At 65.8% G+C, this 15,345-nt stretch carries 12 protein-coding genes; 1 reads left to right on the top strand and 11 read right to left on the bottom strand.

Annotated elements, in window-relative coordinates; genetic code table 11:
• Positions 1-25 precede the first annotated feature (25 nt).
• Both AC1RDJ_RS13725 and AC1RDJ_RS13720 read right to left on the bottom strand, forming a co-directional pair.
• Positions 26-3,049 (bottom strand): CHASE domain-containing protein, encoded by a 3,024-nt coding sequence (locus AC1RDJ_RS13725; protein WP_493027726.1) that lies wholly within the window; start codon positions 3,047-3,049, stop codon positions 26-28.
• Positions 3,050-3,186: 137 nt separating this feature from the next.
• The gene (locus AC1RDJ_RS13720) at positions 3,187-4,077 is read right to left on the bottom strand and encodes a LysR family transcriptional regulator (protein ID WP_493027929.1); all 891 of its coding nucleotides are present in this window, start codon (positions 4,075-4,077) and stop codon (positions 3,187-3,189) included.
• Between the two features lie 107 nt (positions 4,078-4,184).
• Here AC1RDJ_RS13720 and AC1RDJ_RS13715 point away from each other — a divergent pair, with 107 nt between their 5' ends.
• On the top strand, positions 4,185-5,192 hold the full coding sequence (locus tag AC1RDJ_RS13715) for a cyclase family protein (protein WP_493027725.1): 1,008 nt from the start codon (positions 4,185-4,187) through the stop codon (positions 5,190-5,192).
• Between the two features lie 10 nt (positions 5,193-5,202).
• On the opposite strand, the gene cobA is transcribed toward AC1RDJ_RS13715, so the two are convergent.
• The 9 genes from cobA to AC1RDJ_RS13670 all read right to left on the bottom strand — a co-directional run bounded on the left by cobA (position 5,203) and on the right by AC1RDJ_RS13670 (position 15,341).
• Positions 5,203-5,973 carry a uroporphyrinogen-III C-methyltransferase gene (gene cobA / locus AC1RDJ_RS13710; RefSeq protein ID WP_493027724.1) on the bottom strand — a complete coding sequence of 257 codons (771 nt, stop codon included), beginning with the start codon at positions 5,971-5,973 and terminating at the stop codon, positions 5,203-5,205.
• Positions 5,974-5,987: 14 nt separating this feature from the next.
• Positions 5,988-7,166 (bottom strand): CmpA/NrtA family ABC transporter substrate-binding protein, encoded by a 1,179-nt coding sequence (locus tag AC1RDJ_RS13705; RefSeq protein WP_493027722.1) that lies wholly within the window; start codon positions 7,164-7,166, stop codon positions 5,988-5,990.
• A gap of 157 nt (positions 7,167-7,323) precedes the next feature.
• Positions 7,324-7,977 carry an ANTAR domain-containing response regulator gene (locus AC1RDJ_RS13700; RefSeq protein ID WP_071324145.1) on the bottom strand — a complete coding sequence of 218 codons (654 nt, stop codon included), beginning with the start codon at positions 7,975-7,977 and terminating at the stop codon, positions 7,324-7,326.
• Positions 7,978-8,041: 64 nt separating this feature from the next.
• Positions 8,042-8,245: a hypothetical protein gene (locus AC1RDJ_RS13695; protein WP_071324146.1), complete on the bottom strand. Its 204-nt coding sequence runs from the start codon at positions 8,243-8,245 to the stop codon at positions 8,042-8,044.
• Between the two features lie 57 nt (positions 8,246-8,302).
• Positions 8,303-9,802, bottom strand: coding sequence for a CoA-acylating methylmalonate-semialdehyde dehydrogenase (locus AC1RDJ_RS13690; RefSeq protein ID WP_493027721.1), 1,500 nt, complete (start codon positions 9,800-9,802; stop codon positions 8,303-8,305).
• Between the two features lie 11 nt (positions 9,803-9,813).
• Positions 9,814-10,614, bottom strand: coding sequence for a 5-deoxy-glucuronate isomerase (gene iolB, locus AC1RDJ_RS13685; RefSeq protein WP_289887241.1), 801 nt, complete (start codon positions 10,612-10,614; stop codon positions 9,814-9,816).
• Positions 10,611-11,525: a myo-inosose-2 dehydratase gene (gene iolE, locus AC1RDJ_RS13680; RefSeq protein WP_493027720.1), complete on the bottom strand. Its 915-nt coding sequence runs from the start codon at positions 11,523-11,525 to the stop codon at positions 10,611-10,613. Before iolE ends, iolB begins: the two co-directional genes overlap by 4 nt.
• Before the next feature lies 1 nt (position 11,526).
• On the bottom strand, positions 11,527-13,398 hold the full coding sequence (iolD, locus tag AC1RDJ_RS13675; RefSeq protein ID WP_071324150.1) for a 3D-(3,5/4)-trihydroxycyclohexane-1,2-dione acylhydrolase (decyclizing): 1,872 nt from the start codon (positions 13,396-13,398) through the stop codon (positions 11,527-11,529).
• Entirely contained in the window at positions 13,395-15,341 is a 1,947-nt protein-coding gene (locus tag AC1RDJ_RS13670) for a bifunctional 5-dehydro-2-deoxygluconokinase/5-dehydro-2-deoxyphosphogluconate aldolase (protein WP_493027719.1), read from the bottom strand. The genes iolD and AC1RDJ_RS13670 overlap by 4 nt, the downstream gene beginning before the upstream one ends.
• Positions 15,342-15,345: the final 4 nt, after the last annotated feature.

Genomic DNA, 15,345 nt, shown 5'->3' with positions numbered 1-15,345 from the left:
AACGCGTATTATCGCCGCTCCCGCGTCAGGGGGCGTCGCTGGCGGCAAATTCCAGTGAAATTTGTTCGGCCACCTGTGCCAGCGCCGGCTCCAGCGCCGCCAGCAGCGCGCGCGCCTGCTCCATGCCGCCATCGCGGCGCAAGCCTTCGATCGACTGGCACAGCGCGGCAAACGCATGCGCGCCCACGGCCAGCGCCGACGACTTGCTGCGGTGCCCCAGGTCGGCCAGGCGCCCCAGGTCCTGCAGCGCCATCGCCTGCTCCATTTCGGCGATGCCGTCGCGCGCCGTATCCAGGAACAGCTGCGCGTACTTGCGCATCTTGACGCTGTCGTTGCTGAAGGTCAGGGCCAGCGTGGCCAGGTCGAGGATAGCCGTGTCGCGCCGCTCGGGCGCCGCGCGCGGGACCGGCGCCATGCCGTCCGCCCGGGTCGCCAGCTGTCCATGGCCGATGCCGCCACGCAGGCGGAACCATTTCGCCAGCAGGTGGAACAGCAGGTTGGGCGCGATCGGCTTGGTGACGAATTCGTCCATGCCCGCCTCGAGGCAGCGCGCGCGGTCCTCGCTGCCCGCGTTGGCCGTCATGGCGATCACCAGCAGGCCGGACAAAAGCGGGTCGGCGCGGATGCGGCGCGTCGCCTCGAAGCCGTCCATTTCCGGCATCTGCACATCCATCAGCACGCAGTCGTAGCGCTGCCGGGACAGCAGCTCGAGCGCTTCGCGGCCATTGCCGGCCACGCAGACGGTGGCGCCCGCGTCTTCCAGCAGTTCGCAGCCCACCTGCTGGCTGAAGACGTTATCTTCCACCAGCAGGATGGAGGCACCGCGGATCACGCCCAGCACCTCCGGCTCCACCTGGGCGATGCTGTCGTCGCTGGCCGGCACGCTTTTTTCCAGGCGCGCCGTGAACCAGAAGGTGCTGCCCAGGCCCGGCTGGCTGTACACGCCCACCTTGCCTTTCATCAGCTCAGCGAGCTGCTTGCTGATCACCAGTCCCAGTCCGCTGCCGCCATACTTGCGCGTGGTCGACGGGTCGGCCTGGTGGAAGGAGCGGAACAGCTGCGCCACCTCCTCCTGGTTCATGCCGATGCCGCGGTCCTGCACCTCGAAGCGCAGCATGCTGTGGCTGCCGCGCTCCTCGGACTGGCGCACGCGCACGAAGATGCTGGCATTGTCGGAAAACTTGATGGCGTTGCTGACCAGGTTCAGCAAGACCTGCTCCAGGCGCAGCGGATCGCCGCGCCAGCGCTGCGGCAGGTCGAGCGCGATATCGAACTGCAAGGTCAGCCCCTTGACGGCGGCCGCGTCGCCCAGCTGGCTGGCGATATTCGCCAGCAAGGTATCGAGGCGGAAGTCCAGCACTTCCAGTTCCAGCTTGCCCGCCTCGATCTTGGAAAAATCGAGGATGTCGTTGATCAGGCCCAGCAGGTGCTGGCCCGAATGGTAGATTTTTTGCAGATAGTCGCGCTGGCGCACGTCGGCCACCGACTTCAGGGCCAGGTGCGCCATGCCGATGATGCTGTTCATCGGCGTGCGGATTTCATGGCTCATGTTCGACAGGAAGTCGCTCTTGGCCTGGCTGGCCGCGTCGGCCTGCTCCTTGAGCCGGTGCAGCTCCGTGACGTCGGTGGACAGGCCGATCAGCCCCGTCACGGGACCGGGCAAGCCGAGTGGCACCTTCACGCTCCACAGGTGGTGCACCTGGCCTTGCGCGTCGACGAAGCGCTCCTCGCCGACGAACTTGGCGCCGCTGTCGAAGACCTGGCGTTCCGTGCGCTGCGCGGCGGCAGCCGCATCGCCGACCATCAATTCCCCATCCTGGCGGCCGATCACCTGTTCCGCGGAACGCCCCAGGATCGTCGCCGTGCGCGCGTTCACGTAGCGGTAGCGCAGGTCGGCATCCTTCATGTAGACGTAGGCGTCGACGCTGTCGAGCACCGTATCGAGCAGGACGCGCTGCGCCACCGCGCGACGACGCGAGCGGTACAGCGTGTAGATATAGCCATAGATCAGCAGGGTGCCCGCCATGCCGACGGCCAGCGCCAGCCACGGAAAATAGCGGTCGAAGCCGCTGTACAGCTCCGCCTTGCGGACGCGGAAATGGGCTTTCCACAGGCCGCCCTGGTAGGCCACCGGCAGCACCTGGTCGAAATACGCGGCATCGCTGCCGGGCCGGGGCGGCGCCGCGGCCAGGTCGCCGTCATCGTTGAACAGCAGGCGGTCCTGCGGCGTGATACGCAGCACGCCATCGGCGGGCAGCGCTTCGGCGGCGCTGTACAGGGTCAGGTGCAGCGGTTCGAGCGCGCTGCGTTCGAGCGCGCTGTGCACGAGCTGCGCCACGCCGAAGCCGATGCCCACGGACCCCTGGTAGGCGGCGCGGCGCTCGGCCACGCTGCCCTGCGGCATGCCGTTGCGGTACACGGGCAGGCGCATGCCCAGGCCCACGTGCGCGGGCGGCCCCTTGATCATGATTACCTGTCCCGACGCGCTGATTTCGCCGCTGTCGCGCGCCTGGTTCAGGGCCCGCGCCACCAGCGGATTGGCGCCGATATCGACGCCCATGCGTTCACCCAGCAGGGAATCGGGTTCCAGGTAGGTCAGCACCGTGTATTCGGGCCGCTCGCCGGCGGGCCGGATGGTGAAGGCCGGATAGCCGCCCGGCGCCAGGCTGCGGTCCTGGCGCACGGCCTCGATAAAGGCCGCGCGCTGCGCCTGCGTGACCGCCACGGCATAGTTGACCGATTCGATGGCGGGAAACTGGCGCGCGATATCGAGGCCGCCGACATAGTCGTGGAACTGCCGGCGCGTCAGCGGGTCGCTGGTGCGGAACAGGGCTTCGAGCCCGCGCAGCAGGTCGGAATAGCTTTTCACGCGCGTGGCCAGGCTGTGCTGGGCGCCGTGCGTGAGGTTGTCGAAACGCTGCTCGGCATCATCGTTGACGGTGCGCGCCGCCCCCGCATACAGCGCGCCGCCCACCGCCAGTGCCAGCAGCAGTCCTCCCGCCCAGATTCCGATGCCTGATACCGCCCCGCCCTTGCTCAAAGTGTGCATTGTCGATCGCTTATTCCGGTTCCTCGAATGTGGGGCGCAAGTGCGCACAGCACGAGGATACTATCAAAGCCCCCGCCCCACGCGTTTGCGGACGAAAAAAAGCCCGCGCGATGGTTGCCCTGGAAAGCACCTGGTAGCTAGCCCGCCTGCAGCGCCTCGCCCAGGAAATCGCAAAAGGCGCGCACCTTCTGCGGCACATGGCGGCCGTCCGGGTACAGCGCATACACGCCGCGCTTGGCCATGCCGTGCGACGGCAGCACGCGCGCCAGGGCGCCGCTGGCCAGCAGCGGCGCGGCAACGAAGGACGGCAGCGCGCCCACGCCCATGCCGGCCACCAGCATGTCGGCCAGCAGCAGGCTGCTGTCGGCGGAAAAGCGCACGGGCAGCACGATGCTGCTCACCCCTTCCGGGCCGTCGAGCTGCCAGATGCCGGGACTGTCGGCCAGCCGGTAGGCCAGGCAATCGTGGCCGTGCAGGTCGAGCGCCTGCCGGGGTGTGCCGCGCCGCGCCAGGTAGGCGGGCGCCGCGCAGATCATCTGCTCGACTTCGCCCAGGCGGCGCGCCACGAGGGTCGAATCGGCCAGCGCGGCGCGGATGCGCAGCGACACGTCATAGCCCTCGCCGACGACGTCGCGCAGCCGGTCGTCGAGGGTCAGCTCCAGCTTCACCTCGGGATAACGCGCCATGAACACGGGCAGCAGCGGCGACAGCACCTTCAGGCCGAACGACAGCGGCACGTTGACGCGCAATCGCCCCGCCACCTTGCCGGCGCAGCCGCGCGTGGCCAGTTCCAGCGCGGCGATCTCGTCAAGCAGGCGGCAGCATTCGAGATAGTAGACGCGGCCGCTGTCCGACAAGCTCATGCGCCGCGTCGTGCGCACCAGCAGCAGGGTGCCCAGCCGTTCCTCGAGCTGGCGCACCTGCTTGCTGATGGCGGCCGCCGACTGGTTCAGCTCCAGCGCCGCCTTGCTGAAACTGTCGCGTTCTACCACGGCGCGAAATACGCGCATGTGCGCGAGGACATCCATCATTCTTTCCTTCTGGTTAAATATCTTATTATTTTATCGCTGATTATCATTGAAATGGAAAACAATATGATGGTGGCTTCTTCATACACCACTAGCAAGGAGTTCCCATGTCCCCATTCTCTTCCTCCCTGAAAACCCTGCCCTTGCTGCTGGCCCTGCTGGCTGGCGCAGCACACGCCACACCGGTCAGCCCGGCCGTCGCCCTGCCCGAAGTGGGCATCAGCCCCTGGGGCCCGAAAGACGAGATCGGGCGCCTGAACCTGATGACGCCGGCCTCGCGCGCCGCCATCCTGGCCCGCATCGACGGCGGCAGGAGCTATGACCTGGCCGTCGATTTCTATATCGGCATGCCCAGCTGGCAGGCGGCAGGCGACCCGCCCTACCTGATGTGGATGACGCACACGCCGAAAGGCAATGTGGTGGCCGACTCGATGAACGTGGGCGAGCAGATGAACCGCCACGTCAGCTACACGGGCTCGGCCGTCTCCATGTATGCACACATGGGCACGCATATCGACGCCCTCAACCATTTCGGCTTGAACGGCAAGATCTGGAACGGTTTTACGGAAGAGCAATACCTGGGCGACCGGGGCTGGACGGTGACGGGCGCGGAAAAGCTGCCGCCCATCGTCGCGCGCGGCGTGCTGATCGACGTGGCCGTGGCCAAGGGGCTATCGCAGCTGCCCGACAATTACCGGGTCACGCGGCAGGACTTGCGCGCCGCGCTGGCACGCCAGAAGGTGACGCTGGAAAAGGGCGACGTGGTGCTGATACGCACGGGCCGCATGCAGGACTATGAGCAGGCGCAAGCGTACATGGCCAATCCGCCCGGCCTGTCGCTCGATGCCGCCAAATTCCTCGTCGAAGATGGCGGCGCCATGGTAGTGGGCGCGGATAACCTGAGCTTTGAAGCGTTTCCGTCCGAAGTGGCCGGCAACTACCTGCCCGTGCACACTTATCTGCTGGCGCAGCAGGGCACGCCCATCATGGAACTGGTCGACCTGGAAGCCTTGTCGCGCGACAAGGTCTACCAGTTCGCCTTCATCGGCGCCTCGCTGAAATTCCGTGGCGGCGACGCGGCGCCCATCCGCCCCGTGGCCCTGCCGATCCGCTAAGCCGTCCGCTTCAGGCGGAAACGGCCAGCGGCCGGCCCGCGCCATGGTCATCCCAGGCATCGGCGCAGCGCACCACGTCGCCCACGACGATGATGCTGGGACTGCCCAGGCCACTGGCCAGCAAGTCGCCGGGCAGGCTTTGCAAGGTGCCCAGCAACTGGCGCTGCGCCGGCAGGCTGGCCGATTGCACGACGGCCACCGGCGTGCCGGGCGCCATGCCGCCGGCCAGCAAGCCGGCCTGGATGGCCGCCACCCTGGCCACGCCCATGTAGATGACGAGGGTGAGGCCGCTTTGCGCCAGCGCAAACCAGTTCGGCTCGGACGCGCCATCCTTGCCATGTCCCGTGACGAAAATCGCGCCCTGGCTCCAGCCGCGGTGCGTCAGCGGCACGCCGATGCCCATTGGTGCGGCCAGGCCGCTGCTGATGCCGGGTATGACCTCGACGGCCACGCCATGGCTGCGCAGATAGGCGCGCTCTTCGCCGCCGCGCCCAAACAGATAGGGATCGCCCCCTTTCAGGCGCACTACCTGCTGGCCGGCGCGCGCTTCGGACAGCATCAGGCGCTCGATGAACGCTTGCGGCGTCGAGGCGCAGCCGCCCCGCTTGCCCACCTCGACCACGCGCACGCCGGGCGCCGCATGCGCCAGCACGGCGGGATTGACCAGGTCGTCAATCAGCACCACGTCGGCCCGCGCGATGGCTTTCACGGCTTTCAATGTCAGCAAGTCCGGGTCGCCGGGACCGGCGCCCACGAGGGTAACGCAGCCTTGTCGTGCCATGATGCACTCTCCAGTCAGAAAAAATGGCCGATGGCGAACGACGCCGCATACGCTTCCGGCGCGCTGCCGTCCCACAGCACGCCGTCGCACAGGGTCGAGCTGCGCATGAGCACCGTCGGCACGGGCGTCTGCGTCATTTCCGCCGCCTGGCGGTACAGGTCGATGCGGTTCACCTGCCGCGCCACGCCCAGATAGTCGGGTTCGTCGCGCAGCAAGCCCCAGCGCCGGTGCTGGCTCATGAACCACATGGCGTCGGACAGGTAGGGAAAATTGACGGCGCCGCCGTCATGGAACTTCAAACCGTGCGCATCGTTCCAGGTCTTGCCCAGTCCATCCTGGTAATGGCCGAGAATGCGCGGCGCCAGCAGGTCCTGCGACGTATTCAGGTAGGCCGGCTCGGCCAGGATGGCCGCCATCGCCAGCCGGTTGGCATCGCTGGCGTCGATCCAGCGCCCCGCCTCGAGCACGGCGGCGATGAGGGCGCGGCAAGTATTCGGGCAGGCGCGCGCGAACGCGGCGCTGGTGCCCAGCACCTTGCCCGGATGGTCGGGCCAGATATCCTGGCTGGTGACGGCCGTCACGCCCACGCCATCGACGATGGCCTTGTAACCCCACGGCTCGCCCGCGCAAAAGCCATCCATCTGGCCGGCGCGCAAGGCCGCCACCATCTGCGACGGCGGCACCGTCATCACGCGCGCGTCGCGCAGCGGGTCGATGCCGTGCGCGGCCAGCCAGTATTGCAACAGCATCGCATGGTTACCTGTTGGAAAAGTATGCGCAAACGCAAGCGGTCGCCGCATGGCGCGCATGGCTGTCGCCAGCGACGGGCCATCGACGGCGCCCTCGCGCGCCAGCGCCGCCGACACGGTCACGGCCTGGCCGCTGTGATTGAGGTTCATCAGCACGGCCATGTCGCTGGGCTGGCCGCCGATGCCCATCTGCACGCCATACACGAGGCCGTACAAGACGTGGGCCGCATCGAGTTCCCCGCTATGCAATTTGTCGCGCACGCCGGCCCACGACATCTCGCGGCTCAGTTCGATCTTGATGCCGTATTTCTCATCCAGGCCCAGCCTTGCCGCCATGACCAGCGAGGCGCAATCGGTCAGCGGCAAGTAGCCGATGCGTATCGTCTGTTTTTCCGGATGCAGCGATCGCATCACGTGGGCGCTGGCGCCCGTTTGCTCTGTCATACCATTCCTTACTGATAAGTACTGTTTTGCCGCGCCGGCAGGGGCAAGGCCATGCCCATCCAGCAGCAAGGAACGTGCCTGTGCACGCCCTGTCCGCTGAAGCTGGAAACGCACCGGAATGGTGCATTGCACCACCATGTATCAGGAAAGGCGCGATTCATCCCAGCAAGTCTTCCACGTCGAGGATGCGCTGGGCAATGTCCGCCAGTTTCAACTTCTTGTTCATGGCCATGCTGCGCAGGCGCTGGTAAGCCTGCTCTTCCGTCAAGCCGTGGTGCGTCATCAACAGGCCCTTGGCCCGTTCGATGACCTTGCGCTCCTGCAACTTGTGCCGCGTGTCGAGCAATTCCGCACGCAGTTTTTCTTCCTGGCGAAAGCGCGCCAGCGCCACGTTCAGCACGGGCTGGATGCGCTCGGCTTGCAGGCCGGCCACGATATACGCGGACACGCCGGCCGCCATGGCCGCATCGATGCTGGCCGTGGCGCCGTCTTCCGTGAACAGCACGATGGGGCGGCGCTCATCGCGCGTGGCGATGACGATGTGCTCGAGCACGTCGCGCGCATCCGATTCGGCGTCGATGATGATGAGGTCCGGCTGCAGTTGCGCGATGCGCTCAGGGAGGTAGAGGTCGGCTGGCAGCGAGGCGACGATGTCGAAGCCCGATTCCAGCAAGCCGATACGCAAGGCATTGCCACGCCGGGCTTGCGCCGCCAGGGCCACGTCCGCGTGCACGCCGTGCTCGACGATGGGATTGACGACAACAATGCGCAAGGGGCGATCCGGCGCTGGCGGGGTACGGCTGGACGTCATGGGGGCGATCTGCAGTGGCTAAACGATTAACCACTACAGTAAGCAAGAAGCGAACCAGATGGAATTATTTCAGGGTCGGCATGGCAAACTCGGCGCCCGCCGCCGTCGACGCCGGCCAGCGCTGCGTCACGGCCTTCTGCTTCGTATAGAAACGCACGGATTCCGGGCCATGCGCATGGTGGTCGCCGAACAGGCTGCGCTTCCAGCCGCCGAAACTGTGGAAGGCCATCGGCACGGGGATCGGCACGCTGACGCCGGCTTTTTCCATCCCTGCCCGCCTGCGCACGGTGCGTGTACCCGCGCGCCGCGTGCAGTCTGGAGCGGTTTATTTCAGGGTCGGCATGGCAAACTCGGCGCCCGCCGCCGTCGACGCCGGCCAGCGCTGCGTCACCGCCTTCTGCTTCGTGTAGAAACGCACGGATTCCGGGCCATGCGCATGGTGGTCGCCGAACAGGCTGCGCTTCCAGCCGCCGAAACTGTGAAAGGCCATCGGCACGGGGATCGGCACGTTGACGCCTACCATCCCCACCTGCACGCGGTGCGTGTATTCGCGTGCCGTATTGCCGTCACGCGTGTAGATGGCCGTGCCGTTGCCGTACTCGTGCGCGTTGACCAGGTCCAGCGCGGTGGCAAAATCGGGCACGCGCACGATGCACAGCACGGGGCCGAAGATTTCTTCCTTGTAGATCGTCATTTCCGGCGTGACATGGTCGAACAGGCTGCCGCCGAGGAAAAAGCCCTTTTCATGGCCAGGCAGGACGAAGCCGCGCCCATCGCTGACCAGCTTGGCGCCTTCCTTGACGCCGGTGGCGATGTAGCCGGCGATCTTGTCCTTGTGCACTTGCGTGACGACAGGGCCCATTTCCGCCTTCAAATCCATGCCCTGCGTAATCTTTAACGCCGCGATGCGCGGCACGAGCGCCTCGACCAGCTGGTCGCCCACATTGCCCACGGCCACGACAACGGAAATGGCCATGCAGCGCTCGCCGGCCGAGCCGAACGCCGCGCCCATCAGCGCATCGACCGTTTGCGCCATATCGGCGTCGGGCATGACCACCATGTGGTTTTTCGCCCCGCCCAGCGCCTGCACGCGCTTGCCCTGCGCGCAGCCCGTGGCATAGATGTATTCGGCAATCGGCGTGGAACCGACAAAGCTGACGGCGCGCACGTCCGGGTGGTGCAGCAAGCCGTCCACCGCCTCTTTATCACCCTGCACCACGTTGAAGACGCCGTCGGGCAAGCCCGCATCTGTCAGCAGCTGCGCCAGCAGCAGGCTGGCCGACGGGTCGCGCTCGGACGGCTTCAAGACAAAGGTATTGCCGCAGGCTATGGCCATCGGGAACATCCACATCGGCACCATGACGGGGAAATTGAAGGGCGTGATGCCGACGCACACGCCCAGCGCCTGGCGGATCGACCAGGCATCGATGCCGCCCGCCACCTGCTCCGAATACTCGCCCTTCATCATTTGCGGAATGCCGCAGGCGAACTCGACCACTTCGATGCCGCGCGTCACTTCGCCCTTGGCATCCGTGAACACCTTGCCGTGCTCGGCCGTGATCAGGGCCGCCAGCTGGTCCGAATGTTCTTCCAGCAATTCCTTGAACTTGAACATGACCCTGGCGCGGCGCAAGGGCGAGGTTTGCGACCAGGCGGGAAAGGCCGCGTGGGCGGCGGCCACGGCCGCGTTCAGTTCCGATGGCGTGGCCAGCGCCACTTTCGCCGTCACTGCGCCCGTGGCGGGATTGAAAACGTCGCTCGTGCGCTCGGAGCGCGAAGCCATGGGGTTGCCACCGATAAAGTGGCCAATCTGCTGCGTCGTCATTGTGATTCCTTTTATTTGGTGTTCATCAGCCATTCATGGGCCGGGTCGTTCTTGAAGTGCCACACGCGTTTCGGGCCGGCCATCACGTTCAGGTAGTAGCCGTCATAGCCATACGGCACGGTGACGGGGTGGTAGCCGCGCGGTACCATCACGACATCGTGGTTTTCCACGGCCATCGCTTCGTCGATGCTGCGGTCATCCGTGTAGACCCGTTGATACGCGAAACCCTGCTCTGGATTGAGGCGGTGGTAATACGTTTCCTCCAACGAACTTTCCAGCGGCACATTGTCGCTATCGTGCTTGTGCGGCGGATAACTCGACGAGTGGCCGGACGGCGTCAGCACTTCCACCACCAGCAAGCCATCGGCCTCTTCCGTTTGCGGCAGGATGTCGCACACATAGCGCGTATTGGCGCCCTTGCCACGCACGGAGCGCGTCATCGACTGCGGGTCGATCAGCCGCGCCGCACGCTGGGTCGTGGCCGGCGCGCTGCACAGCGCCACTTCGGCTGCGGTCACGGCCGTGATGCGCACTGGCATGCCGCACGGCACATACACGGCATACGGCGAGCGCTCCTCGAAGACGCTGGCGCGTTCGCCGATGTCGCGCCACTCCTGTTCACCGGCCTTGACGGTGACCGTGCCCGTCAGCACGACGATGCACAGTTCGCGCATCCCCGTTTCCAGGCTCAACCGTTCTCCGGCCGCCAGGCGGTGGGCGGCAAAGCCCACATGCGTCCAGCCGGCGGACTCGGGGGTGACTTCCACGATCTTGCCGCCGGCCTGGCTGGCCTTCACCAGCAGCGGGCTCATGCCGCCTCCCGGCCCAGGCGGGGAATCGCCTCGACGAGGTTGGCAAGGTAATCATGGCCCATCTTCGCGTACTGGTAGCTGGGGGCGACGGCCGGATCCTGTTCCGCTTCCACCACCAGCCAGCCTTCATAGCCGTGCAGATACAAGCGCGTCAAAATCGCCGGAAAGTCGATGCTGCCGTCGCCGGGCACGCTGAACGCGCCGTTGATGACGGCTTGCAAAAAGCTCCAGTGGCCGTTACGCGCCAGTTTCACCACGTTGGGCCGCACATCCTTGCAATGCACGTGGCAGATGCGTTCGATATGCTTGTTCAACACGGCCAGCGCGTCGCCGCCGGCGAACGTGATATGACCGGTATCGAACAACAGTCCCACTTCCGGCCCCGTCAAGGCCATCAATTGATCCACGTCCGCCGGGGTTTCCACGTAAGCGCCCATGTGGTGGTGGTAAGCGAGGCGCACGCCGTGCGCCAGCAAATGCGCGGCAAAGGCCGTCAATTTATCGGCATACGCCTGCCATTGCTGCGGCGACTGGAAACGCGGACGCTTATACAGCGGGCGCGCTTCGCCCTGGATGGCGTCCGCCACTTCGCCATACACCATGACGGTGGCGCCGCTGTCGGCCAGCAAGCGTAAATGCGCTGCCACGGAAGCGATCTCTTCTTCCACAGAGTGCTGCGCCAGGCGGCCCGAATACCAGCCGGAAACGCATGCCAGGCCATACTTGCCCAGCACCGCATTCAGGGCGGAAGCTTCCTTCGGGAACTTGTTGCCCAGCTCGAAACCGGCATAGCCGATCTCGGCGCCCTCCTTCAGCGCCGTTTCCAGCGGCGTCTCTCCGCCCAGGCTCGGCAAATCGTCGTTCATCCACGAGATCGGGTTGATGCCGATCTTGACATTCCATGTGTTCATTTCAATTCCTTTGTTTCTGGCGATCGGTTTCATAACGGGCGCGGGCAAGCTGCACGCCAGCCTGGGTCGACACTTCCGGCACGGCCACTTCCCACCAGCAGCCGCCCTCTTCCGTGGTGCGCGTATCGTCCGTATTGATGCAGATCACATACGTGCGCGGCGCGGCGCGGGCGCGCAGCATGGCTTGCTCCAGTTCGGCAATGGAAGCCGCATGTTCGCTGAGGGCACCCAGCGCGCGCGCATGCAGGGCAAAGTCGATGACGGGAGCGCCCTCGCCCGCCTGCAGGCAGTCGGCCAGCATATTGTTGAACGGCGCATTGCCGCAAGCCTGCTGCAGGCGGTTGATGCAGCCGTAGCCACGGTTGTCGAGCACGACGATGATGAGTTTCTTGTCCAGCATGACGGAAGTGGCGATTTCCGAATTCATCATCAGGTAGCTGCCATCGCCCACCATGACGATGACTTCCGCCTGCGGTTTCGCCATCTTCACGCCGAGGCCGCCGGCTATTTCATAGCCCATGCACGAATAGCCGTATTCCATGTGGTAGCCGCCGGGCGTACTCGTCCGCCACAGCTTGTGCAGTTCAGCCGGCAAGGTCCCTGCCGCGCAGACGACGATGTCGCGCGACGTCGACTCCGGCGACGAGCGCTGCACGGCGCCGATGACTTCGCCGTCATACGGCAGACCGGCGACTTCGCGCTGGCCCGTGATGGCCAGCACGGTGTCGCGCCATGCCTGGCCCGCCTGCTGCGCGCGGTCCATCCACTGGCCGGCGCTGTTCCAGCCGTCGAGCCGGCGCGACAGGCCCTGCAATCCCAGAGTGGCGTCCGCCTGCAAGCCCAGGCCACGGCCCTTCAGCACGTCGAAACTGTTCACGTTGACGCTGATCAGTTGCGCTTGCGCAAACAGCGAATTCGACCCCGTCGTAAAGTCCTGCAAACGCGTGCCGACGGCCAGCACCACGTCCGCCTCCGCTGCCAGCGCATTCGCGGCCGGCGACCCCGTCACGCCGATGGCGCCCAGCTGCAGCGGGTGATTCCACGGCAAGGAACTTTTCCCCGCCTGGGTTTCCGCGACCGGTATGCCATGGCGCTCGGCAAACGCCTGCAAGGCGGCGCTGGCCTTGCCGTACAGCACGCCGCCACCGGCCACGATCAGCGGCTGTTTCGCGCCCTGCAGCAAGGCGGCCGCCTCGTCCAGTTCGCATTCGACCGGCGGCACGGCGCGGAAACGCACGATTCTCGGTTCAAAAAAATCGGCCGGATAGTCATGCGCCATCGTCTGCACGTCTTGCGGCAAGGACAAGGTGACGGGGCCGCAGGCGGCCGGGTCCGTCAAGGCGGCGATGGCGCGCGGCAAGGCCGTCAGCAACTGTTCCGGATACACGATGCGGTCGAAGTAGCGCGACAGCGGCTTGAAGGCGTCATTCACCGTCACGCTGCCGTCGCCCATGTCTTCCAGCTGCTGCAAGACCGGGTCCGGTGCGCGCGAGACGAACACGTCGCCGGGCAACAGCAGCACGGGCAGACGGTTGACGTGGGCCAGGGCGGCGGCTGTGAGCAGATTCGTGGCGCCGGGGCCGATGGACGTGGTGACGGCCATCATGCGCCGGCGCATGTGGGCCTTGGCATAGGCGATGGCCGAGTGCGCCATCGCCTGCTCGTTGTGGGCGCGGTAGGTGGGAAATTGCTCCCGATACTGGTACAGCGCTTCGCCCAGGCCGGCCACGTTGCCATGGCCAAAGATGGCGAAGGCGCCGCCGAACAAGGGAATCAAGCCCCCCTCGCCATCGTCCGTGCGCAGGGCGGCCAGGTAGCGCACCAGGGCCTGCGCCATGGTCAGGCGGATGGTCTTGTGCAGGGTCGCGCTCATGCCGCACGCTCCAGGCGGTTGCGCGTGCGCTGCCACAGGGAAATCAGCTGCTCGAAGTTGGCGCGCACGGCGGCGATCAGGCCCGCATCGTCGAGTTCGCCGGCCAGCCAGCGGCGGCTCGGCTCCTGGAAGATCGTGCGTCCCACCATGAAGCCACGGCAAGTGGTGCTGGCACTGGCCTGTTCGAAACTGGCGGCCAGCGCAGCGATAGGGGCATTCAAGCCCAGCAGCACCACGCCACGGCAGTACGGATCGCGCTCGTGCACGAGGGCATCGATCGCTTGCCACTGCTTGGCTGTCATGCTTTCCAGCTTCCACCATTCGGGATAGATGCCCAGGTTGTACAGGCGCTTGACGGCGCGCAAGACCGTATCGTCGCCGTGCGGCAGCGAATCCGGCGGTATGACTTCGAGCAAGAGTTCGTGACCGCTCACTTGCGCCGCGTCATACAGGGCCTTGATCTGCGCTTCCTGTTCCAGGCGGTTTTCCACGGCGTCGTCCGGATGCAGCTGCACCAGGCACTTGATCACGTGTTCCTTCGGCCAGCTGACGAGATGCGAACCGATGGAGCGGCCCCAGTCGAATTGCAAGGGATTCGAACCGGGCAATTCCACGGGACGGCCTATCCACCAGCCGCGTCCCGTCGCATCGTTGAGGGCGTCGACGCCATAGCGGCCATCGATCAGCACGCCCGTCTTGCCGGCCAGCTGCAATGCCGTTTCCGTCTGCGCCACGGCTTGCACCATCAGCTGTTTCAAGGCGGAGATACGCGATTCGGGTGCCCCCGTCTGTTGCGCCAGCTCAAAGAACTGCGTGCGGTGGTCGAAGGCGAACACGCACAGTTCTTCCCACTGCGGGCGCGCCACCGTCGTGCGGTGCAAACGGGACAAGGTGGCGTCCTGGTCCGGCTGCGTGAGTTTCGCCGCATTGGCGAGGAAGTAGTCGAGTTCGACGGGCGACGGCATGGCCGGCGCGCAACCGTGGCGCGACACGACCAGCGCGCCGCAGCCATTCGCATAGCGGCAGCACGCTTCGTAATCCTCGCCGCGCAGCCAGCCTTTCAGGAAACCGGAAAGGAAGGCATCGCCCGCGCCCAGCACATTGAGCACGTCGACGCGCACGCCACGGTAGTTATACGCATCGTCGAGGCTGGCCGGCACCACGCTGTCGATGACGGCGCTGCCCAGCGGACCGCGCTTGACAACGAGCGTGGCCACGGTGGCGGCCCGCACGGCGCGCAGGGACGCCATGATGTCGGCGCCGCCGCCGGCGATCATGAATTCCTCTTCCGTGCCGACGATCAGGTCGAACTGCGGCAGGATGGCCTGCAGGTGGCGGGTCACGCCCTCGTTCGAGACGAAACGCGTTTCGCCATCGGCCTTGCCCGACAAGCCCCACAGCACGGGCCGGTAATCGATATCGAGCACGGTGCGCACATTGCTGGCCCGCGCCAGCGTCAGCGCCTGCGTGCTGACGCCATGCATGGCAGCCGTGGAGAAATGCGTGCCGGTGATCAACAAGGCTTTGCTCGAAGCAATGAAGGCCACATCCACCGACGCCGGGTCGATGGCCATGTCGGCGCAATTGTCGCGGTAAAAAATCAGCGGAAAGGTATTCTTGTCCTTGATACCCAGCATCACCAGTGCCGTCAGGCGGTCGCGGTCGATGCCGACATGGCTGACGTCACAGCCTTCCTTCGACAAGGTATCGGTGAGGAATCGTCCCATGTGGTCGTCGCCCACCTTCGACAGCATGGCCGATTTCAGGCCCAGGCGGGCCGTGCCGAAGGCGATGTTCGCCGACGAGCCGCCCAGGTACTTGGCGAAGCTGGTGGCGTCTTCCAGCGGACTGCCGATTTGCTGCGCGTACAGGTCCACCGCCAGGCGGCCCAGGCAGATCACGTCGAGCGCGCGGCCCTGGGCAAATTGTGTGGAATTATTCATGGCT

The sequence above is a fragment of the Janthinobacterium sp. GW822-FHT07H10 genome, from assembly GCF_058798675.1.
Note: the sequence above shows the minus strand (reverse complement) of the source record. Positions and strands in the feature narration are given on the sequence as shown.